This window comes from Chryseobacterium sp. UF-81 (genome assembly GCF_058245105.1).
In genome coordinates this window covers 33,367-56,721 of the sequence record NZ_JBSIBX010000005.1, presented here as the reverse complement: position 1 = coordinate 56,721, position 23,355 = coordinate 33,367, and the positions used below count along the sequence as shown (strand labels likewise).

The window sequence follows — 23,355 nt, the reverse complement described above, 5'->3', positions numbered from 1 at the left end:
ATTATGGATAAAGAAATCTTTTATAAATATGATTTTTATACTCTAGAACAAAAATATATTGAGTATGAATTTGTGGAATCTTTAGATCGAGAATTATGTTTACATGATCTTATAGAGCCATTTATTAAGATAAATATAGAATTTTTACTAACATCTGATGATAATAAGAAAGAGTTTTCTAACATCAATTTTTCTCAAATTGAAACTTCTTTAAATAAAATATTATCTCAAAATTTTTTTTATAAACAATATTATGAATCAAATTCAGAAAAGAATTTATTTCAAAGCGTATTTAATAAGTTTGTTTGTAGAATTTTTGATAAGGATGGTTTTAATGATGAGAAATATATAATACAAAATTATATTCATACTTGGTTAGAGAAAAGGTTGGCTTTAGCTGTAGTTAAAGATTCACGATTTAATTCGGTTAAAATATTATTAGATGTAATTGAAAAAACCGAAATGTTATTTAGTTTTAGAAATTATTTAATAGAAAATGTTTCGAAAGATTGGATTAAAAATGAAGAGCAATGGACAGATGTGAAAGTAAACTCTGAAAATATTTGGAATATTATAAGAACTTTCGATAAAACACTTTTAGATAGACAACATATCATAGCTGATAACATATATGATAAGACTTGGGAACATATATATACAACAACGAGAAATTCAGATTATATTAGTCTTAATCGAGAATATAGTTTCAAATCACAATTACTTTTTAAAAAAAACATTTCATTATGGATTAAGCTTTGGGATAACTTACAATTAACAATGATTCAAGATTGTATCTTTCAAACTTTACATCCTTTTGATCCGAAAAAATATTTAGAATTATTACATATTCTAAAATCTAAAAAAGTTAATATAGGATCAGATTTAAATATTCTCCTTTTAATTTTTGCAAGAAATTTTTTTGAAAAATCCCGCAAACTTACAGAACAATTAGCATTTTATGAAAATATAGATAGAATTACACCAACAAATGAATTTCTTTTTGTACAAGGTCAAAAGTGTTATAAAGAATGGCTATTAGAAAGACCTAAATACTATGAAGAATTTATAAAAACTTTAGTAGATCAAACTAAAAGCTCCGAGATTCAAGATTGGATTTTTAGCTATAAACCAAATGTTAATGATAGTCAGTTGGGCAAATTGTATAATGAAGAATTAGAATTACTAACAAATACATATAAATTACATTTTAAGCATAAAGAAGATTTTGATCAAGATTCTCTTAATCTACAAAAATTCAATTTTTATGTGGATTTAATTAAAGATAATGAGTCAAATTTGTTTGGTTCTAACTTGCTTAAAAGTATTTTAAGTTTTGTAAATTCAGATAAATTCTTTTGGGATAAATCTTATTCAGAAATTTATTTAAAGTCGATGAAAGGAATAGGCTTTTTAGTTAGTTTAGATAATAATCCAGTATTAAGGTCGCAAAGCATAATAAGACAGTTTAAAATAACCCATCAAGGATGGAACCCAAAAGGAATTGATTTTAATTCTATTATGAAGGAGACTTTTATTTATTGTGGAATTGCATTCCTTTTTGAATATAAGGAAAGCTTTAAAGATGTCGTACCTGAAAATTTTTTCAAGGAGTTTTTAGATATATTATTACTCCAAAATAAGTATTCACAGGTTGATAATTCTGAGTACTATCAGCAGCCATTACATTTAATGTTACTTGTTAGTTCTCAGGTAATGCCAGAACTTAAAGAATATGCGGAACAAGAATTAATTGTAAATTATGATGATTTATTTTCATTATTATCAATATTGGTTAGTAATAAAGATTTGATCTCAAATCAATCAAAAAAGCTTTTAGAGGATAAATTAAAAATAGAATTCATTTTCGAAAAAAGGAAACTAAATAATAAAAATATGAAGGAAAAAGTTCAAAAGATAGAATATATAGTTAAACAATTAAATGTAATTCTTTAAGTAATTTTTTTATTAAATTATAATATATTGAAAAGAGAGTTTTACTTAAAAGAAATAATAGAGGAGTTTGGGATTTTAAAGAATAAAATTGAAATGCTTTCTCAATCAAATTTACAAGATATAAATATAATTTCTGAGTATCATATACAAGAAATATTAAATATCTTATTTGATTTACAACTTAGTAATTCAAATGAATATAAACGGAATTTTAAAGCTATTGATTTACAAGACTCAATCAATTCTATTGCTATACAAGTAACTGCTAATTCTAGAAAAAGTAAAGTCCAAGAAACATTAGATAAATTTTTTGAAGATGGATTAGATTCAGATTTTGAAACATTGATTATATTTATTTTAGGTAAAAAGCAGCTATCATATAAAGATTTGAAAGTTAAAGAAGGTTTTCTTTTTATTCCAGATGAACATATTTTAGATTTTTCTAAGATTATATCAAAGCTTTCTTTTACTCCAATAGGTAAGTTAGAGAAAATTAGAAATATCTTAAAAGATGATAGGTTTGTTCCTAAAAGGAAAATAGATGATGTAACAATTTTTAAAAAGAAACAAATTATTCGAAAGAATATTGTAAAATTTTTAATTCATACATCGAATGATATTTCAGATGCAATATTCTATTATTATGATCCCTCGTACAAATTTAAATATGAAAAGATAATCATCAGATCTATAACGGATCAGGCTTATCCTTTCTTTGATGATCCTAGAACTAAGCAAAGAGCGGATTGGTATAAGGTATTTAGTTTCGATCTCAATGAAAATTTCTTAGAAGTTCAAATTCAATATTACGATAAAATTGTTGTGAATAAAATGGGAGAGTGGAATTATCTTGGAGATAGAGAAGAAGGTTCGATTTCTAATGATTTAAAAATTATCAGAACTGATGTAATAGAAAGAATTCCTCTTGAAAACATTATTGAAATAGATTTAACCGAAGAGGACCCAATTATTTTTGTTGATTTTCAAAACGGAAAGGCTTACAGAGAACAAATACCTTTTATACGAGGTTACTACAAAAATGATAGTGATTATAGAAAAACTTATTATTTTGAATTACATAAACAAGATATTAATTTATAGAAGATTGATTTAAAAGTTCTTTATAATGTCAACACTATCTTCGCAAGTCCTATCTTTGAATAATAATAGCAAATTTTAAAAAATGGATAATAATGATAATCTATATAGGATTCTATCGGACAAGTTATTCAGTATATTTTATGTAGATGATCTGAAATATGGAAGACAACAAGAGAATGGTAGTTATAAATTAATTAAAGAACGTATAACACCGGTAACAATAGAAGATATGTTAAGAAACCAAAAAAGTTTATTAACTTATCAAGAGTTGCATATAGTTGATACTGCATTTATAAAATGGATTTGTATTGATTTGGACATTTCTAAAAAGGAGATAGACGAAAATAAAATTAATCCAAGTAATTTAAAAGATGTCAAAACTGCGGCCGAAATAGTTGTAGAATTTTTAAATGAGAAAAATATACCTCATTTGGTTGAGTTTTCAGGTAGAAGAGGATTTCACATTTGGATTTTTTTTGAAAGACTTGTTACTAAAAGTGACGGCTATAACTTAATAAATTACATTTATTTTAATGTTAAAGATAAATTTGCTAATGATATAGCTGTAGATAAATTTCCAAAAGTTCCTTTTGTTAATAAATATTCAAAAGGTGTAGGTTCAGGAATAAAACTCCCTCTTTCTCAAAATAAAGGTAGTAATAAATTGTCTTTTTTTGTAAATATAAATGAAGAGTTTGATTTTGATGCTGATAATTGGTTAAGTATTCCAAATGAAAAATTTTTACAGAAACAATTCGAGATATTATCTCAAGCTCAGCCCGCATCAATTGAAATTATTGAATCGGTTTTAAGTGATTTTACAAAGTCAGATAATTTGTCAAAAAACTCATACTATAGAGTAAGAAAAACTTCTAATGTTGCAAACAATTTGTCTTTAGAAGACATAATAAGTTCTTTAAGTCAGTGTGAACATTTAAAATTGATTTTTAATGATTTTGAAAAAGGTTTAAATAATAAAGAGAGAAGTATTTTAGTTGGCTTACTAGGGCAATTACGGACTCAAGAAAATATTAATTTTGGTCAAGAATTACTTCTAGAAATTTTCTCTAGAGTTAGAGATTTTAATAAAGAAATTACTCTAAAAAAGATTGAAACGCTTAAATATCTAAAACCTATAACCTGTAAAAGCCTAGGTAGATGCTCTTCCTGCTTTCAATGCAAAATGGTATCCCCAGTTGAATTAATTGCAGGTGTTTCATTAGAAAAAATCTCTGATTATCGAATTGAAAATATTGATTTTAATCTTTTTGATAAAATTAGAAAGTCACTATATCAATATTCATTAAAAAATGATGAAGTGCCTTTGTTTCCTCAATTGGAAACAATTAATACAATTGATTTTGAAATTGTAAGGAAAAATATCGAAGAAATATATAAAGGAACTTACATTGTTGCAACTGATAAATATGAGTTTGAAAGAAAAGAAAATTCCAAAATTCGTAAATTATTTAATATAGATCCACTAAATAATATAATTTCAATATACTTTACTTTTGTTTTAAACACCTTGTATTATAGTGAAATTTCGGGTAATTCTTATGGATATGAATTTTCTAGTAGCTTTTATAAAAATAATATTTTCACTAATTGGTTTATTAATTGGGCAAAATATACTAGAAAAATAGAAAGTATCTTGTTTAATGTTGAATATTCAAATTATTATTTAATAAAGTTAGATATAAAGAGTTTCTATGATAAAATTGATCTTCAAAGATTAAAAATAAAATTGTTTGAAGAAGCACCTCTGTCTATTAAAAATAAATTAAAAGAGTTACCTAACGAAGATATTTTTAAATATAGAAATATAATAACTTATCTAATTGATCTTTCAGTTAAAACAACTGAAAATTCAAAAGTTGGATTGCCTCAAGGTCCTGTATTTGCAAGGTATTTAGCCGAATTATATTTAGGTAGTTTGGATACCTTAGTTGAAGATACATTTATATTAGATCAAAGGAGAGAATTTTATTATCGTTTTGTTGACGATATTTTCATTTTTGTAGAAAATGAGGACAGAGCCACTAAACTTTTTCAAAATATACATGAGTGGCTATCAATAAATGGATTACAATATAATGATAGCAAAACTAAAATAGTAAATGTTCGCAGTTATGCAGATTCTGGAGAATATCAAAAATTTAAGGATGATATAAAATATGATATAAATAATGCGAACAAGAATAAAAATGTCCTATCCCAAACAGAAATTCAAGAAGCTATCTCTAAACTTGAAATTTTAACAGATGATGTTAAATTTGGCTTGAAAGATAATCTCAGATTTTTTTATAGCCAATTTGATAATGATAGACGTTTAATTAGCATAAAAAAGAAACTTGCAAAGAAGATACCATTTACAGATAATGGTAGAGGAGCCTTATATTTTTTATTTTATAATAATCTTATTTCTAATTTTCCCGATGAGTTTTGGTCATTAGTAGAAAATGCAAATAAATTAAGAGGGTTATCTCTAAGTCATTTTTTAAATTCAATCTTATTATATAAAGATGATTTATCTTCACATACAGAGCAGATTACAGTATTAATAGAGAATGTATATGATAGAAAAGATTTAAATGAAGCAGATAAATTATTAATTGCTGTTTTATGCTTAAAAACTAATAATATCATAACATTAAATTATCCTGAAAAAATTATGTTTTCCGCTTTAGCACTACCTGACCTCAAGTTAGATCTTTCACATTGGGATTTGATGGTTAAAAAATTGGAATCGTTTAATGATATTGCTTTATTATCTGAAGTAAATAAAATAATATTAGAACAAACGCAAACAACAGATTTTTTAAATGTTTTTGCGGAGTATTTATTTCTAAGATTTTCTGAATGGAAAAAAAACGATCACGATTTTCTCAAGAATGAAAATGCCTTAAAAACATATTATCAAGTAATATCTTTTTTAACATTATTTGAAAAAGCAGAAAGTAATAATAATCTTATTACGTCTTGGAAATTGTTATTAGAGGTTTCAGTTCAACAAGGGGAATATAAAGATAAAAAACATCAATTTTTATGGGTAGATAAAGTATCCGACTTACGGTACGAAGACTTTTCTAACAATAGTTATTCACTTATACTTTCAAATAAAAAAGGTTCAAAAATAGGTGAATATTTTTGTTTAAATGAATTCTTAGAACAGTATAGAAATCTACTTATTATGATGCTCTTTAAAAAAGATAGCATTAATGATTATACTCATTTTAAGAAAGATGTGTTGGAAGAAATTGACGATGATCAATCATTATTTTATGACTGGATAAAAGATATGACTGCGTTATTATATCCGGGTACTAATGATATTAGTTTGAGAAATATAGCACTAAACGGACTAATTGTATTGAAAAATGGTAATAAAATTTTTGTAAAAAAGGTTTACGAAAGTATAGATATTAAAAAATATGACTATTTAGATATTGATTCTTCTTTTGAAGGAGCAAAAGAAATTGAATATACGATTCCAGCTGAAAACCTGAATATGATGCTAGCTGGTTCTAACTTTTGCATGTTTATTAAGAATTTAAGATCTGTGATAGACGTTCATATAAATTTTAATTCAAAATATAATACATTTCCAGTTTTTTATAAACCATATGAAAGTTTATCAAATTTGCCAGCTATTCCATTTTATTCTGATTATAAAAGAATAATTGATCTTACAGGATCGATAGCTGATCTAAATATTACTAGTTATTGGCAAACTTTAGAAGAAATAATTTCTAGGCTAGATACAATTAATTTGGTGCAAGATAATTCAAAATTCAACTTTACACTAAATGAGTTGAATACTAGATTCTATCCAACATCTTCTTTACTTGAAATGAATGATGAATCTAAAATTAGATTTATTCAAAGATTTGTTGATAATATTATAACTGATGAATTAACAATATTTCAATACCAGTCAGTTTGGAGTACTACAATATTTGAATTATGCACAACATTTAATAATGGACTAAAAGATATTATTAACTATCTAAAAGTTCATTTTGATTGTTATAAAGATGACAGTTTAGAGTTAGATTTATTGTTTTCCATTAATGAAAAATTAAAAATTAAAGACAATAATCTTTTTGAGCTATATCAAACCATAATAAGCTCTTTAGAGATTTTTACTGAGCAAGTACCGGATAATAATATTAATTTTCCAGAAATTGTAAAAGAAAGTTATTTAAAGAAAATATTTCTAGACTCTAAATCAGAAAATTGTATTGAGATTTCAAAATTTATTAAAAACAATATAAGAATAGAAGATAAGGAACATCCTATTTCACGCGAAATTACCTATAAAATATATTTAAATGATATATTATCAGAAATTGAAAAAATATATCTATATAATCATGAATATGATATTTTTCAAGAAGAAAGTTTAGAGGAAATTTCTAATATTTTAAGGGTTAAAGGAACTTCGCAATATCTTTACAGGGAAGAAAATATATTGTATTTATATGTTATTCAAAATGAGATAGCTAAATGCTATGACAGAATTACTAAAAGAAAAATGTTATATAATAGTGTTTTTGTTGAAAATAAAGAACAACTAAATGTAGATGCATTTATTAGTTTATTTCCTAAAAATAATAATTTGGAAAGTATAGTCTCAATTGTTGAAACAAATCCAAATTTTCAGGAGTTAAAGAAGATGTTTACATGTCATTTAAAAAGTCCATCGGAATTCTTGTATAGAATATCTAATTGGTTGTCTTTATTCAATGAAGAGAGTATAGCAGGAAGTCAATTGAAACACTATATGGATGAGAATAATTTAAATTTGGATTATTTATATGGTGCAATATTAGAAGTATTATATCGTCATAATTATATTTCTGAAGATCATATCAAATTCTTTCAAGAAACTTTAAGTGTATATTTAGAAGATGAACGAAAAACTATAATTGTTCCTATTAAAAATCCTTTTGATGATGAAAATGGTCTTAAAAGGTTACTTGATAAATGTAATTTCGAAAGTAGAACTTTTGATTGGTTGTCCAATTTTAATGAACTTTGTGAGGAAGATATACCAGAAAACATAATTTTTGTAACAGATATATCTCTTACAGGTTATCAAACAATCAAGGCTCTTGAATACTATTTAAAGAATGATTATCAAAATAATGATGATTTGAACTCTTATTTTACAAGTAAAGAGGGTAATAGAAAGTCTCCTCAAGAAGAAAGGTATTTTAAATTTAGTAATGTGGATTCGTGTAAAAATTTTTATAATAATATTTCTCATTGCCAGAATATAGTATTCTTTTCAGCTTTAAATACTGTTGATTTTGAATGTAACATTCTAAAGTTCTTTAAAGACATAAATTCAAATATTTCATTTTTAAAACATGGTAATTCTTTATTAAAAGAAGAATATATCTATAAGAAATTAGAATATAATACAGATGAAAAAAAAATATTTGAAGTCTTAATAAATGATACTGATCTACTATCTAGGTTGTTTGTATTGAACAAGTTTTATAAAAGTGATTTGGAAGAAGAAAATAATATAATTTTAAGAATTAGCTCGCTACCGGCAAAGCATATAAAATTATTTACTCTATTACCATTAAAGGGAAAACCTTTGCTAGATTACATTCGAAATTGGAAAAACAAAAAATTGAAGTAAACCACGATATATTATGAAAAGCAATATTTTAATATTAAAAAAAGGTATTTAGTACAGATTTAGTACAATATTAAATAAAAACCCGTTATTAATTAGTTAATAACGGGTTTTATGTGGAGTTGGAGGGATTCGAACCCTCGTCCAAACAAGCAATACATAAGATTTCTACATGCTTATTCTACCATTGATTTTCGACTGGAGGCAGAGGGCAGACACCCAACTTCCAGTTTATCTTCTGAAGTTTTCGAGTTTCAGCCGAAGCATCTGAAACCTTATTCCTGCATTCCTATATCCCAGAATCAAACGCCGCAGAACAGAGCATTTGTGAGATATCTTGCTTCCTTACTATCTTCAGGAAAACGCTTGATCTACTATACTTCGATATTAAGCTGCAAGAGCGAACTCTTCGTTGCCAGTTAAAGTTGTGTAGCAAGGGATTAAAGAGATCGCGCTACGGTTCTCTGCATGCTTACTTACCCATTGATCTTGCTGTCGAAACCAGTCAACCCCATGAATAAAGTAACTGCAAAGATATGAATTTTTGTTTACATATAGTTCATAATATGACATACTTTTCAGATAACTCCAGTATATTTATATTGCTGTTATTAGTAATATAACGGATAATAGAGGGGACTCAAAATTTAAAAAATAGTATACTTGTCCACATTATTGTATCTGATTGTGGATAACTTATAATGTGTTTTTTAAAGAAAGTGGAGTTAAATTTTGCAGTTTAATAAAAAATGTCTAGTTTTGCAATCCAAAATGAGATGTAAAATATGTTAATAATTCCAGTAAAAGATGGGGAATCCATCGACAGAGCTTTAAAAAAATATAAAAGAAAATTTGATAAAACGGGTACAGTTCGTCAATTGAGATCTAGACAAGCGTTTATTAAGCCTTCTGTAACTTTAAGACAAGCTAGACTAAAGGCCGCTTACAAACAAAGAGGACTTAGCAAGGAAGAGCAGGCTTAAGATTTTTCTTAACCACATACTAAATTCACTTCTTAAATACGTATATTTGAGAAGTGAATTTTTGTTTTTATACCTTATGTAATGTTAGATAAGTATTTAGAATATTTACAGTTCGAAAAGAGGTATTCACCTCACACAATTACAAGTTACAGAAAAGATCTTGAAGACTTTTCCCATTTCTATCTCAAAACAGAAGCTTCCGAAGATATTTCCAAAGCTGATAAAAAAGTAATCAGGAATTTTATCGTCGAATTAAGTGAAAACAATATTTCAAAAAGAAGCATCAACAGAAAACTTTCATCCCTCAGAAGTTTTTATTTATTCCTTTTAAAGCTTGGTGAGATTAAAGTCTCCCCTACGGAAAGTATATCTTCCCTGAAGTTTTATGCTGAAAAACAGATTCCTATCTCGCAGGAGGAAATGCAGGTGCTCAGTGACAGTGTTCTGACTGATCAACCCGATATCCTGGAAAAATGTATTATAGAAGTATTATACCAGACCGGAATGCGTAAAGCTGAACTTTGTGGCCTGATGTTTGAACATGTCAATACAGAAGAAAATGAGCTTAAGGTGATAGGAAAAGGAAATAAAGAACGTTTTATCCCTATTTCCAAAGGCCTCTCTGATCTGCTTAAAAGTTATTTGGAAATAAGGAAACCTCACAACGAATATAAAACCTATTTTTTCATTAATAAAAAGGGTAAAAAACTCAATGAAAAATTTGTTTATGTGGTAGTTAATAAGTACCTTAGTCTTGTAACAACGAAAGAAAAAAGAAGTCCTCACATCCTTCGGCATAGCTTTGCTACACACGTTTTGGATAATGGGGCGGAGATCTCCAAAGTAAAAAAAATATTAGGGCATTCCAGTCTTGCAAGTACTCAGGTCTATACGAATGCCAATATTGAACAATTGAAAAAAGTGTTTAATCAGGCCCACCCTCGGGCATCTAAAAAAGAAGAATTATGAAGATCACAGTTCAATCAATTGGTTTAACTCCACACGAACCATTAGAATCACACATTGACAAAAAAGTAAGCAAATTAGAAACATTTTACGATAAGATTCATGAGTGTAAGGTGTTCTTAAAAGTTGAAAATACCTCCGATAGAAGTAACAAAACTGCGGAACTTATTTTGGCTGTTCCAGGCGATGATATCGTTGTAAAAAAGACGTCTGAAACTTTTGAAGAAAGCTTGGACCTATGTGTTGATACTGCTAAAAAGCTATTAATCAAGAAAAAAGAAATGGCGTAGTAAAAAAAGTTTAAAAAAGTTATAGAAAAGTTTGAGAATTCAAAAAATCCGTTCTATATTTGCACTCGCAAAAAGGAACAGCGATCTTTTGAATTCTTTTTTATATTGCCTCCATAGCTCAGTTGGCCAGAGCACGTGATTTGTAATCTCGGGGTCGTGGGTTCGAATCCCTCTGGAGGCTCTTTTAATATAAACATGAGGGGAGATTCCAGAGTGGCTAAATGGGACTGACTGTAACTCAGTTGCTTCGGCTTCGTAGGTTCGAATCCTGCTCTCCCCACATTTATATTAATAAAAATTCTTGCAGATTTAAAAGGATTTTCCTAGATTTGCACAGCGTTACCAATAGTTTTGGAAACAAAATTGCGGAAGTAGCTCAGTTGGTAGAGCGTCAGCCTTCCAAGCTGAATGTCGCGGGTTCGACCCCCGTCTTCCGCTCAGAATAATATCACTCTGAAAGAGGGTGATTTTTTTTTAACTGCTGAAAAGCGTAGAGTAGATTTTCTCTAAAGCATTCAGTTTACATTTTAAAATTGCCTCCATAGCTCAGTTGGCCAGAGCACGTGATTTGTAATCTCGGGGTCGTGGGTTCGAATCCCTCTGGAGGCTCTTTTAATATAAACATGAGGGGAGATTCCAGAGTGGCTAAATGGGACTGACTGTAACTCAGTTGCTTCGGCTTCGTAGGTTCGAATCCTGCTCTCCCCACATTTATATTAATAAAAATTCTTGCAGATTTAAAAGGATTTTCCTAGATTTGCACAGCGTTACCAATAGTTTTGGAAACAAAATTGCGGAAGTAGCTCAGTTGGTAGAGCGTCAGCCTTCCAAGCTGAATGTCGCGGGTTCGACCCCCGTCTTCCGCTCAAAGAAAATCATGCTGGTTAGTATGATTTTTTTGCTTCAATGCCGACTTAGCTCAGCGGTAGAGTGCTTCCTTGGTAAGGAAGAGGTCACGGGTTCAAGTCCCGTAGTTGGCTCTCTATTTTCCCGAATCTCTTTCGGGATTTTTTTTGCCCAAAATCCAGTTTTTAAGATGAGTTTATGGTATATTTTCCAGAACTTTTTAGCAATAAAATGATCCTATATTGTTTCTTTTTTTGCGAAAATTTACCTTAAAATTTAATTAAATCTGTCTGTCAGCATTCAATAGATAATACAGGAACATAAAAATTTCGTTAAATTCGTATAAAATAAGATTTTAATGAATATTCTTTTATTGGAAGACGACCTCATTCTTTCAGCAGAACTTTGTAGGTTTCTTGAATCAAACAGCTTTACCTGTGATAAGATCTATGATGGTGAAACCTTTCTCCGTCAGATCAAGAACAACACCTATGACCTGTATCTGCTCGATATCAATGTTCCCAAGATAAACGGGCTGGATGTTTGCCAGACTATCCGTTCTTTCGATAAAAATACACCCATCATCATCATTTCAGCTTACGGAGATATTTCCGATAAAAAAGATGCGTTTACCAGACTGGCAGATGATTATCTGGTAAAACCTTTCCAGTTTGAAGAGCTGCTGTTGAGGATCAATTCCCTGTTGAGAAGAAAATCTCCGTCTGATGCTGCAGATCAGGATATCATAAGAGTGGATGACCTTATCATCAATAAAACCGAACAGAAAGTCTATAGAGCGGGTAACGAGATCGCCCTTACCCTGAAAGAATTTCAGCTTCTGGTTTATCTTGCCGAAGCACAGGGAAGAACTGTTTCCAAGCAGCAGATAACAGAGCATGTCTGGGAACATAATTTCAATACGAATACCAATACGGTAGAAGTCTACATCAATTTTTTGAGAAAAAAGATAGACAAAGATTTTAAACTTAAACTTATCCACACCCGTTCCGGTTTCGGATATTACCTAAGTCCATTATAAATGTCTTTAAAAAGAAAGATAGCATTAACGATCAGTATCGCCTTTTCCCTGCTTTTTGCAATGGTAATGGCGGTGATCTACCTTTCTTTTAATGATTTTAGGAGAGATGAATTCAAAGAAAGATTCAGGCAGCGTCTCGAATTTACTTCGCACTTCATTTCAAAATCCAGAAATTTTGAAGAGGAGGCTCCTATCTTTTTTAATGAAAATTCAGATAATATCCTCCTTAATGAAACGATCTTAATCTTCAATAGTGATAAAGAGTTGATCTATAGCACGATTAAAGACCGGAATGTTACCTGGGACAGTAATCTTCTCAAAGATCTGGACGAAAAGAAGATTATATACACCGAAAAAACAGTCCCTGAGATTTATGCGGCACTCCGGAACATTAATGGTAAAAATTATTATATCCTTACCAGTGCTTTTGATTCCAACGGAAAATCCAAGCTTGAATATCTGAAATACCTTCTGATTACGGCCTATGTGATGAGTACCCTTCTGATAGGCTTTTTCAGTTATTATTTTATGGGCCAGTTCCTGCGGCCGTTAGAAGATTTGAATAAAGAGATTTCAGAGGTTACCGCCCATAAACTAACCACACAAATTCCTGTTCAGGAGTCTGATGACGAGATCAACGTTCTGGCGAAATCCTTTAATACTATGATTGCAAGACTGGATGATGTCTTTCAGTCGCAGAAAGATTTTACAGCCAGTGCATCCCATGAGATCAGGACGCCCATTACAAGAATGGCATTTCAGTTGGAAAACCTGATCACATTTGAAGAACATTCTCCCGAAACCCTTATTTCTTTGAAACAGATCCAGAGGGATGTGTATCAGTTGTCAGATCTTACCAATTCCCTTTTGCTGCTTACAAAATTCGACAAAGAGAATATCCAGAGTATTTATGAAGAAGTAAGGATTGATGAAGTTATTTTTGAAGCCTTTGAAGCTGTAGAAAAAAGCTATCCTGCGTTGAAACTGGATTTCCTGATCTCTGAAGACACTTCGGAAAATGGACTGCTTACCATCAGTGGAATTCAATCTCTGTTAGTGATTGTCTTTATCAATCTCTTTAAAAATGCAGCCGTATATTCTGATAATGCTGAAGTGGATGTTTTGATAACGGAAACCAATGATCAGCTTACGGTTGATGTCATTTCTCATGGAGATACCATTCCTGAAGAAGAGCAGACAAAACTATTTGAAGCTTTTATGAGAGGAAACAACTCTCAAAATATTTCCGGTTCAGGTCTTGGCCTTCGAATTGTTAAACGGATCCTGGAATATCACAACGCAAAGATCAAATATTCTTCTCCGGCTGACAGTACTAATAAATTCAGCATCATCTTTAATAAACAGCTTTAGCCGTACTTTTTTATAATCTGTAGTTTGTAAAAATACATACCTGTTCTTATTCCCGACCTTTATACTCTTTAATTATTTTAGTTTCACCTAATGAGTCAAAGAAAGTTAGTTTTTCAAACAATTTTCTCATGAACGTCGCATTCCTAAACCAAATTTAATTTTTTTTTAAGGCTTCTTTAAGGCTCTTTTAATCGTGTAAAGGCAATTTTGCATCATAAAAAAGATAGAATGAACAAAATTGCAGGGCTGTTTATTGCCATTTCCTCATTCATGACAGGGCAGCAGCAGATGTCACTTCTGGAGTGTGAAGAGGCTTTTCAGAAAAACAATTTCCAGCTTCTTGCAGAGCAATATAACATCAATATGGCCGATGCAGATATTCTGCAGGCTAAAATTTGGGAACTGCCACAGCTAAGCGGTCAGATCAATGCCTACAATCCGGAAGGCAAAAAAGCTTTTGATATAGGCCATGCCAAAGGAGCGGAGATCACCCAGCTGATCTATATGGGTGGGAAAAAGAAAAATGAAATTGCTTTTGCAAAATCAAACAAAGAACTCGCCCAACTTCAGTTTTCACAGCTTTTAGTGGATCTGAGAGCTCAGCTTCGTGCTGCTTATTTCAACTTATATTATGAAAAGCAGAAACTCGACAATACGAATAAGCAGTTGGCATATATGAATGATCTGTTAAATGCTTACAAAGTACAGTCTGCCAAAGGAAATGTTTCCCTTAAAGACGAAGTAAGATTGCAGAGCCTTGTGATCCAGCTTAATAATGATAAACTGGGAATTAACAAAAACATCCTTGAATTTGAACAGAATTTAAAAGTGCTGACCGGAATTTCCGATGAAATAGAGCCGCAGCTTTCTGACGCTGATGCAAAAGAAATTCTTGCTGCACAGCCATTCGGAGACGAAGATGAACTAAAAGGAAAAGCGCTGGAAAATAATTCTGACTATCAATATTTCTTAAAATTAATTGACAACAGCAAATTATATGCACAGTGGCAGAAATCTCTGAATGTCCCGGATCTTAATGTAGGGGCAGGATGGGACCAGAACGGCGGAACATTTAAAAATGAGGTTAATCTTATGATTGGAATTCCATTGCCATTATGGAAATCCAATCAGGGAAATGTGGAAAAAGCTAATTATGCCATTCAGCAGAACCAAAAAAATGCAGATTACCAGAAGCTGAATCTTGAAACTAAAGTTCAGGCAGCCTATAAAACATGGAAAAGCCAGTATGATCAGCTTGCAGAGATCAAAACCACAGATCTTAACAATATGGAACTGGTCTATGACGGAATGCTGAAAAATTTCAGAAAAGGGAACATCAGCCTTATAGAATTTACAGATTTCATGGACAGTTACAGAGAAACGGCTCTCCAGCTCTTTGATATGAAGAATGAAATTATACAGTCGGCAGAACAGCTTAATCAATTAGTACAAACGAAAATCTTCTATTAAACATGAAAAAATATATAACCCTAACAATGGTGGCTTTGTCAATCTTGTCTTGCTCAAAAAAAGAGGAAGAAGCAAAGCCGCAGGCAAAAAAAGGTTTCGAATTGAGCAACACAATGCTGAAGTCAATTTCTTTAGCAAAAGTTGAGAAAAAAAACATAGAAGACGATTATAATTTTTACGGAAAAATATCTGCAGATAAAAACAGCTATATCGATGTTTATCCGCTGGTTGGAGGAAATGTTTTAAGTGTAAATGTAGAGTTGGGAGACCATGTGACGAAAGGGCAGGTTCTGGCGACTATCAGGAGTACGGAGTTGGCGGAAGTTCAGAAAGATGTAAGCGATGCGAAAACGGATCTGGTTGTTGCTCAAAACAATCTTCGCGTTGCCAGGGAAATGTATGAAGGTAAACTGAACACTGAAAGAGATGTGTTGGAGGCCAAAAGTCAATTGCAGAAGGCTCAGGACCAAATGCAGAGAGCAGGTGCGGTGAGTACGGTTTATAATGTGAAGAAGGGAAATATTTACAGTGTTGTAGCTCCGATCAGCGGTTACATCGTTCAGAAGAATATCAATAAAGATATGCAGTTGAGAAGCGACAGAAGCGATAATATTTTCGATGTTGCCAATACGACGAACGTTTGGGCGATCATGAACGTTAACGAATCAGATATTGAAAAAATCAGTCTCGGAATGAAAGCGCAGGTTTCCACATTGTCATATCCGGATAAAGTTTTTGACGGAAAAATTGATAAAATATTTAAAATTATTGATCCGCAAACCAATGCGATGCAGGCAAGAGTTGTTTTAGATAATGCAAACGGGTTATTAATTCCTGAAAGTAAGGCTACCATAAAAGTGACAAGCTCAGAAAATAATACGGCTCTCACGGTTCCTTCCAAAGCTGTGATTTTTGATGATAACAGAAGTTTTGTAGTGATCTATAAATCAAGAACAGATGTTAAGGTTAAAGAGATAAAGGTTTTGAAGCAGGCCGGAGATATCACTTATGTTTCCGAAGGTTTGTCTGAAGGAGAAGAAGTAATCACTAACAACCAGCTTTTAATTTACCGCTCTCTGAATAATTAAAATTGGTTTTGAACCATTAAGAATTATTTGAATGCAGAGTTAAGAAGTAAGTTTAATTAAGAAAAACATCCAAGATATTTTTTTAAGTATTCCATCTTATTCAATTCGTTTGCGAATTTTTTAATAATTCTTAACTCCTTAAAGAAAAACTTAATGGTTCAAAAAAGTTCAACAACTAAACATTTAGTTATTAGTCTGATATCTGAAGTCTAACATCTCATTTCTATTATGAATAAATTCATTAAAAATATAATTGCTTTCTCGTTAAAAAATAAAGCATTTACCTTTATCTGGGTGGCTATTCTGGCCGTTGCAGGATTTATCAGTTTCAAAAATATGCCTATTGAAGCTTTCCCGGATGTCACCAATACCCAGATTGTTATTATAACCCAATGGAATGGGCGCAGCGCGGAAGAAGTGGAACGTTTCGTGACTACGCCTATCGAATTGGCTATGAGCCCGGTTCAGAAGAAAACAAGCGTGAGAAGTACCACAATGTTTGGTCTCTCTATTGTTAAAATTCTTTTCGACGATGGGGTGGATGATACTTTCGCCAGAAATCAGGTCAATAACCAATTAAGAACCGTAAGCCTTCCTGATGAGGTGGATCCGGAAGTTCAGCCACCCTACGGGCCTACCGGGGAGATTTTCAGATATACCCTGGAAAGTAAAACAAAAGATTCAAGAGAACTGCTGACCCTGCAGAACTGGGTGATCGACCGTGCGTTGAGAGGTGTTCCGGGAGTTGCAGATATCAATGTTTTCGGAGGCCAGGATAAGGTTTTTGAGCTAAGCATTGATCCGAGAGCTTTGGATAAATACAATCTGACGCCGCTTCAGGTGTATGATGCGGTGACGAAAAGTAATTTAAATGTCGGAGGTGATGTCATTGAGAAAAATGGCCAGGCTTATGTGGTAAGAGGAATCGGTTTGGTGAAATCCATTAATGATATCGGGAATATTACGATCCAGAATGACAGCGGAAATCCTGTTTTGGTTAAAAATGTTGCCGAAGTTCACGAAAGTTCAATGCCAAGAGTGGGACAGGCCGGATTGAATAATCATGAAGATACTGTTGAAGGAATTGTCGTAATGAGAAAAGGGGAGAACCCGAGGGATGTTCTGGTCGGAGTGAAAGCCAAAATCAAAGAGCTTAATGAAAAGGTTCTTCCGAAAGATGTTAAGATGGTAACTTTTTACGACCGTGACAATCTGATGGATTTCACAACACATACGGTCATGCATAACCTGATCGAAGGGATTATTCTTGTTACGGTGATTGTTCTGATCTTTATGGCGGACTGGAGAACAACCCTCATTGTTTCCATCATTATTCCGCTGTCCCTTTTATTTGCATTTTTATGCCTGAAACTTGCAGGAATGAGTGCCAACCTGCTTTCACTGGGTGCAGTAGATTTCGGGATTATTATAGACGGAGCCGTCGTCATGGTAGAAGGGCTTTTTGTGATGCTCGATCATAAGGCGCTTAAATACGGAACAGAAAAATTCAATAAACTATCAAAAGGAGGCTGGATCAAGCAGACCGGAACAGGTTTAGGCAAAGCCATTTTCTTTTCAAAATTAATCATCATTACATCATTAATCCCCATTTTCTCATTCCAGAAAGTGGAAGGGAAGATGTTCTCGCCTTTGGCATTTACCTTAGGATTTGCTTTGATAGGGGCATTGATATTCACCCTGACATTGGTTCCCGTTCTTTCCCATATCTTATTAAACAAGAATGTAAAAGAAAAAAATAACCCGTTTGTGAATTTCTGGGACAGCATTGTTCTGAAAGGGTTCAACTATACTTTTAAACATAAAAGAATGAGTTTAATTGTTGCTATATCATTCATGATGGTTACATTATTCTCAGGAAAATTCTTAGGAACTGAATTCCTGCCGCAGCTGAACGAAGGTTCGCTTTGGATCACCGCAGAAATGCCGATGAGTTCGTCATTAAAAGAATCTCTGAAAACCGCAGACCTTTTAAAGAAAGACATTATGAGCTTTCCCGAAGTTACGGATGTTCTGGCTCAAACCGGAAGAAGTAATGACGGAACAGACCCGAACGGATTTGGATTTGTGCAGTTTGCCGTCAATCTTCAACCTAAAGATGAATGGAAACGGAAGATTAGCTATGAAGAACTGATTGAGGAAATAGATAAAAAACTGAGAAGCTACCAGGGAATTACCTTCAATTATTCCCAGCCTATATCAGATAACGTAGCAGAAGCTGTAGCAGGTTTCAAAGCAGAAAACGGAATCAAAATTTATGGTGACAATCTGGAAACCCTGGATAAATTGGCTGATGAGGTTTTAAAGCAGATCAAAGACATAGACGGAGTAAAAGATCCCGGGATCATCAAAAATATTGGTCAGCCCGAGGTAAGTGTCGTGCTGGACCGGGATAAAATGGCGGCCTACGGAGTAATGCCTGACGATGCACAGTCGGTACTGGAAATGGCTTTTGGAGGAAAAACGGCTTCGGAAATGTTTGACGGCGAAAGAAAATTCCCGATCCGTCTGCGCTACTCCCAGGAATACAGAAAAGATGAAAATGATATTGCTTCCTTAATGGTTCCTACACAGGACGGGGCAAAGATTCCGCTGAAAGAGATCAGTACCATCGTAAAAGATAACGGGGCTGCATTTATTTACAGGGATGATATTAAAAGATATATCGGGGTGAAATTCTCAATCCGTGATCGTGATTTAGGAAGTACCATTGCGGATGCACAGAAAAAAGTGGCCCATATTGATCTTCCGGACGGTTATTCCATTGGCTGGACAGGCCAGTTTGAAAACCAGCAGAGGGCTTCACACCGATTGGCTCAGGTTGTTCCGATCAGTATTCTGGGTATTTTCTTCTTGCTGTTCATCCTTTTTGGAAACATGAAAGATTCACTGCTGGTGTTGGCGAATGTGCCTTTTGCTTTGATAGGAGGAATTATTGCTCTTCATCTTACCCGGATGAACTTCGGGATCTCAGCAGGAGTCGGGATGATCGCTTTGCTCGGTATCTGTATCCAGAACGGAGTTATACTCATCACGGAGTTCCATCAGAATGTCAAAAACGGATTGTCTTTAGATAATGCGATCCTCAGTGGAGTGAAATCAAGAACACGTCCCGTTATCATGACTGCTTTGATGGCTTCCATAGGATTAATGCCTGCTGCATTATCTACAGGGATTGGCTCGGAATCCCAGAAACCTTTAGCAATTGTAATTATCGGAGGATTAATTACAGCGACTGTATTAACCTTGTTGATCTTTCCGATTATCTTCTGGATCTTCAATAGAACGAAGAAGTCCCAACAGATTTAAATTTCTTCTATCTATATATATGTTAATTGAAGCGCGGAAAACTATGTTTTCCGCGCTTCTTGGTATCGAAATAATTATTATGAGTCTCTTTAAAATCCTAATCCTACTGCAAAAGCTTTTACAGCATTAGGGTAATCGGAAACAGCTGTTGCAGCTCCTGAAGAAATATTGACAGTATATAGTTTCGTTGAGGTTCCCACTGTTGACATTAAATACGCTTTTTGGCTTGCGCTTCCGATATCAAAACCGCTGGCATTGGTAATATTAATCCCTAAGGAACCTGTTTCCACTAAAGTTCCATTGTTAGGGGGAGTTTGCTGATATAATTTATCTGTACTATGATCGATCACGAATAGAGTAGTAGTGGTAGTTCCTGCAAAATTATTGCTATAGGCCGCTCCACTGATCATAGCTGTAACAGGAGTGATGGCATTATCTACTGCAGTAATACTTCCGGTTACAGGATCCAGGCGAAGATTTTGCCCAGCGTTACTTACCACTCTTATTTTGTCAACTGCAGGGTTAAAATCAAATCCAAAATCAGTTCCTGTAAGTAAAGTGATAAAAGGTGAGCTTCCTACTGCTGTGGCAGCACCTGTTCCTAAATTAATGGTATAAATTCTGCTCGAACTTCCCAAAGCATACAATTGTCCGTTCAAAGGGCGAAAATCTATGCCTAAAATGTTTTCTCCGGATTGTAATCCTGCGACTGTTTTAGAAACAGGCATCGGGCTGTTCGGATTAAATATCTGAAGGTTATTCGAATAATCAATAGCATATGCTACAGCTTCTGTAGGAATTGCAAGATCAACAACAGTCTGTTGAAGAGATCCTATAAAAGTTGCTTTACCGCTGTTCAGATCCAAAATATGAAGTTTATCACTTAAAGCGACTAATGCTGTACTGTTATCATATTTAATATCAAAAGCGGCCTGTCCGGAGAACGTTGTTCCCAGATTTCCGACTTCCACCAAGGTTCCGTTATTTGGAGGATCCTGTTTGAATAATTTCCCGGAAACAGGATCAATATCATATAAAACAGTAGAGGAAGCTCCGGCTTTACTGTTGTTATAAGCCACTCCTGTAATGGCAGGGGTTCCTGTCCCTATTATATTGGTATCGGTAGCTGCCACAGCTCCGGTTTCAGGATGCAGTCTCAAATTTTGTCCGGAATTACTTACCAGGCGGATTCTGTCTACCGTCGGATTAAAATCAATAGAAGCTATACTTCCGGAAATTGCAGGTGTGAAAGCCGTAGAGCCCACCATTCTGGCAGATGCAGAAGATGTATTGATAATGTATAATTTGCTGGCGTTCGATAAAGCGTATAATTCTCCGGTGGCCGGTCTGAAATCTATACTCATCAGTTTTTCACCCGGTCCAATTCCTGTGATGGCTGTTTTGCTTCCAAATACTTTGGGATTATTGGCATTAAAAGATACAAGCTCATTCATTCCTGTGAGCCCGTAAGCCATAAGATCAGGTCCGGTCACATTATTTTCCGTCATCACCGGATCATCAGAACTGTTGCATGAAAAAAAAGTGATCATGGTCATCAGCGTTAAAAAGAGGTATAATGTTGTTCTCATAATAGTATTTTAAATGGTTTATAAGAATATACGAGAAAACATTGCGGGCGGTTTTTTATCTTGGCAATTTTATGAGATTTAAAAAAAAATTAGGATCTATACTATTCATAATTAACCAGATACTTTATCTTGTTAAATAAAAACGTTTATAATGATTTTTTTCAATCCGGAAATTTGTGTAAATTTGCAGTCTCATACATTGAAATATAAGGTTTGTGCTTCTTTGATTTGAATATTAAAACTTTTTTAAATAAAAAGGTTTTGGTATTTAAAAAATCATTATATTTGCACACCGAAAATTGAAAAATAATAAAATAAATAATTTTAAATCATGGCAAAGGAAACGTTTAATCGTAACAAACCACACTTGAACATTGGTACTATTGGTCACGTTGACCATGGTAAAACTACTCTTACAGCTGCAATTTCTGCTGTACTAGCTAGCAAAGGTCTTGCTGAGAAAAAAGACTTCTCTGCAATTGACTCCGCTCCAGAAGAAAAAGAAAGAGGTATTACTATCAATACTGCTCACATCGAATACGAAACTGAAAAAAGACACTATGCTCACGTTGACTGTCCAGGTCACGCGGATTACGTAAAGAACATGGTAACTGGTGCTGCTCAAATGGACGGAGCTATCGTAGTATGTGCTGCAACTGACGGTCCAATGCCTCAGACTAGAGAACATATCCTACTTTGCCGTCAGGTAAATGTACCTAGAATTGTTGTTTTCATGAACAAAGTTGACATGGTGGATGATGCTGAGTTATTAGAGCTTGTTGAAATGGAGCTTAGAGACTTATTATCTACTTACGATTTTGACGGAGATAACTCTCCAGTAATTCAAGGTTCTGCATTAGGTGCTCTTACAGCAGCTACAGCAGCTACTCCTGATACTGAAGACAAGTGGTTCAAGAGCGTTGAAGAATTAATGGATGCTGTTGACAACTGGATTGAGCAGCCGCCAAGAGATACTGATAAGCCATTCTTGATGCCAATTGAAGACGTATTCTCTATTACAGGTAGAGGTACTGTTGCAACTGGTAGAATCGAAGCTGGTATTATCAATACAGGTGATCCTGTTGATATCATCGGTATGGGTGAAGAAAAATTAACTTCTACTATTACAGGAGTTGAGATGTTCAGAAAAATCCTTGACAGAGGTGAAGCTGGTGATAACGTAGGTCTATTGTTGAGAGGTATTGAAAAAACTGACATCAAGAGAGGTATGGTAATCGCTAAGAAAGATTCTGTGAAGCCACACAAAAAATTCAAAGCATCAGTTTATATCCTTTCTAAAGAAGAAGGTGGACGTCACACTCCATTCCACAACAAATACCGTCCTCAGTTCTATGTAAGAACTACTGACGTTACAGGTGAGATCTTCTTACCAGAAGGTGTAGAAATGGTAATGCCTGGTGATAACTTAGAGATCACTGTAGAATTGTTACAGCCAATCGCTCTTAACGTAGGTCTTAGATTTGCGATCAGAGAAGGAGGTAGAACAGTTGGTTCAGGTCAGGTTACTGAAATCTTAGACTAATCATCTTAAAATAAATAAAGCTTCCGGAAGGAAACTCTCGGAAGCTTTTTATCTACGGGCATCGTCCAATGGTAGGATACCGGTCTCCAAAACCGTTGATCAGGGTTCGAATCCTTGTGCCCGTGCAAATATTAAT

Annotated in this window: 13 protein-coding genes, 8 tRNA genes and 1 other RNA gene; 20 read left to right on the top strand and 2 right to left on the bottom strand. The window is 33.1% G+C overall.

The window, feature by feature from the left end; all coding sequences use genetic code 11:
- Nucleotides 1-3 precede the first annotated feature (3 nt).
- The 3 genes from AC4IFE_RS09030 to AC4IFE_RS09020 all read left to right on the top strand — a co-directional run bounded on the left by AC4IFE_RS09030 (nt 4) and on the right by AC4IFE_RS09020 (nt 8,710).
- The gene (locus AC4IFE_RS09030; RefSeq protein ID WP_490756487.1) at nt 4-1,953 is read left to right on the top strand and encodes a hypothetical protein; all 1,950 of its coding nucleotides are present in this window, start codon (nt 4-6) and stop codon (nt 1,951-1,953) included.
- Nucleotides 1,954-1,980: 27 nt separating this feature from the next.
- Nucleotides 1,981-3,054 carry an SMEK domain-containing protein gene (locus tag AC4IFE_RS09025; RefSeq protein ID WP_490756485.1) on the top strand — a complete coding sequence of 358 codons (1,074 nt, stop codon included), beginning with the start codon at nt 1,981-1,983 and terminating at the stop codon, nt 3,052-3,054.
- A gap of 82 nt (nt 3,055-3,136) precedes the next feature.
- Nucleotides 3,137-8,710, top strand: coding sequence for a TOTE conflict system archaeo-eukaryotic primase domain-containing protein (locus tag AC4IFE_RS09020; RefSeq protein WP_490756484.1), 5,574 nt, complete (start codon nt 3,137-3,139; stop codon nt 8,708-8,710).
- Between the two features lie 111 nt (nt 8,711-8,821).
- On the opposite strand, the gene ssrA is transcribed toward AC4IFE_RS09020, so the two are convergent.
- Nucleotides 8,822-9,220, bottom strand: a transfer-messenger RNA (tmRNA) gene (gene ssrA / locus AC4IFE_RS09015).
- Nucleotides 9,221-9,492: 272 nt separating this feature from the next.
- Here ssrA and rpsU point away from each other — a divergent pair.
- The 15 genes from rpsU to AC4IFE_RS08940 all read left to right on the top strand — a co-directional run bounded on the left by rpsU (nt 9,493) and on the right by AC4IFE_RS08940 (nt 20,087).
- The gene (gene rpsU, locus AC4IFE_RS09010; protein ID WP_034702010.1) at nt 9,493-9,690 is read left to right on the top strand and encodes a 30S ribosomal protein S21; all 198 of its coding nucleotides are present in this window, start codon (nt 9,493-9,495) and stop codon (nt 9,688-9,690) included.
- Nucleotides 9,691-9,771: 81 nt separating this feature from the next.
- A complete protein-coding gene (locus AC4IFE_RS09005) occupies nt 9,772-10,659 on the top strand; it encodes a tyrosine-type recombinase/integrase (protein ID WP_490756482.1) in 888 nt (295 codons plus the stop codon).
- Nucleotides 10,656-10,946 carry an HPF/RaiA family ribosome-associated protein gene (locus AC4IFE_RS09000; RefSeq protein WP_073329672.1) on the top strand — a complete coding sequence of 97 codons (291 nt, stop codon included), beginning with the start codon at nt 10,656-10,658 and terminating at the stop codon, nt 10,944-10,946. Before AC4IFE_RS09005 ends, AC4IFE_RS09000 begins: the two co-directional genes overlap by 4 nt.
- A gap of 107 nt (nt 10,947-11,053) precedes the next feature.
- Nucleotides 11,054-11,127: transfer RNA gene (locus tag AC4IFE_RS08995), tRNA-Thr, on the top strand.
- An 18-nt stretch (nt 11,128-11,145) separates the two neighbouring features.
- Nucleotides 11,146-11,226: transfer RNA gene (locus tag AC4IFE_RS08990), tRNA-Tyr, on the top strand.
- A gap of 85 nt (nt 11,227-11,311) precedes the next feature.
- Nucleotides 11,312-11,384, top strand: a tRNA-Gly gene (locus tag AC4IFE_RS08985).
- Nucleotides 11,385-11,481: 97 nt separating this feature from the next.
- Nucleotides 11,482-11,555: transfer RNA gene (locus AC4IFE_RS08980), tRNA-Thr, on the top strand.
- Between the two features lie 18 nt (nt 11,556-11,573).
- Nucleotides 11,574-11,654: transfer RNA gene (locus AC4IFE_RS08975), tRNA-Tyr, on the top strand.
- Nucleotides 11,655-11,739: 85 nt separating this feature from the next.
- Nucleotides 11,740-11,812: transfer RNA gene (locus tag AC4IFE_RS08970), tRNA-Gly, on the top strand.
- 42 nt (nt 11,813-11,854) lie between these two features.
- Nucleotides 11,855-11,926: transfer RNA gene (locus AC4IFE_RS08965), tRNA-Thr, on the top strand.
- Nucleotides 11,927-12,150: 224 nt separating this feature from the next.
- Nucleotides 12,151-12,831, top strand: coding sequence for a response regulator transcription factor (locus AC4IFE_RS08960; protein ID WP_111955376.1), 681 nt, complete (start codon nt 12,151-12,153; stop codon nt 12,829-12,831).
- On the top strand, nt 12,832-14,202 hold the full coding sequence (locus AC4IFE_RS08955) for an ATP-binding protein (RefSeq protein WP_490756479.1): 1,371 nt from the start codon (nt 12,832-12,834) through the stop codon (nt 14,200-14,202).
- Between the two features lie 228 nt (nt 14,203-14,430).
- On the top strand, nt 14,431-15,672 hold the full coding sequence (locus tag AC4IFE_RS08950; protein WP_490756477.1) for a TolC family protein: 1,242 nt from the start codon (nt 14,431-14,433) through the stop codon (nt 15,670-15,672).
- Nucleotides 15,673-15,674: 2 nt separating this feature from the next.
- Nucleotides 15,675-16,760: an efflux RND transporter periplasmic adaptor subunit gene (locus AC4IFE_RS08945; RefSeq protein WP_490756475.1), complete on the top strand. Its 1,086-nt coding sequence runs from the start codon at nt 15,675-15,677 to the stop codon at nt 16,758-16,760.
- A gap of 228 nt (nt 16,761-16,988) precedes the next feature.
- Nucleotides 16,989-20,087: an efflux RND transporter permease subunit gene (locus tag AC4IFE_RS08940; RefSeq protein ID WP_490756473.1), complete on the top strand. Its 3,099-nt coding sequence runs from the start codon at nt 16,989-16,991 to the stop codon at nt 20,085-20,087.
- Between the two features lie 89 nt (nt 20,088-20,176).
- Here AC4IFE_RS08940 and AC4IFE_RS08935 read toward each other — a convergent pair whose 3' ends face one another.
- Nucleotides 20,177-21,676, bottom strand: coding sequence for a DUF4394 domain-containing protein (locus AC4IFE_RS08935; RefSeq protein WP_490756471.1), 1,500 nt, complete (start codon nt 21,674-21,676; stop codon nt 20,177-20,179).
- Between the two features lie 331 nt (nt 21,677-22,007).
- On the opposite strand from AC4IFE_RS08935, the gene tuf reads away from it, so the two are divergent.
- The gene (gene tuf, locus AC4IFE_RS08930) at nt 22,008-23,219 is read left to right on the top strand and encodes an elongation factor Tu (protein WP_034749673.1); all 1,212 of its coding nucleotides are present in this window, start codon (nt 22,008-22,010) and stop codon (nt 23,217-23,219) included.
- Nucleotides 23,220-23,273: 54 nt separating this feature from the next.
- Nucleotides 23,274-23,344 (top strand) — tRNA-Trp (locus AC4IFE_RS08925).
- Nucleotides 23,345-23,355 lie beyond the last annotated feature (11 nt).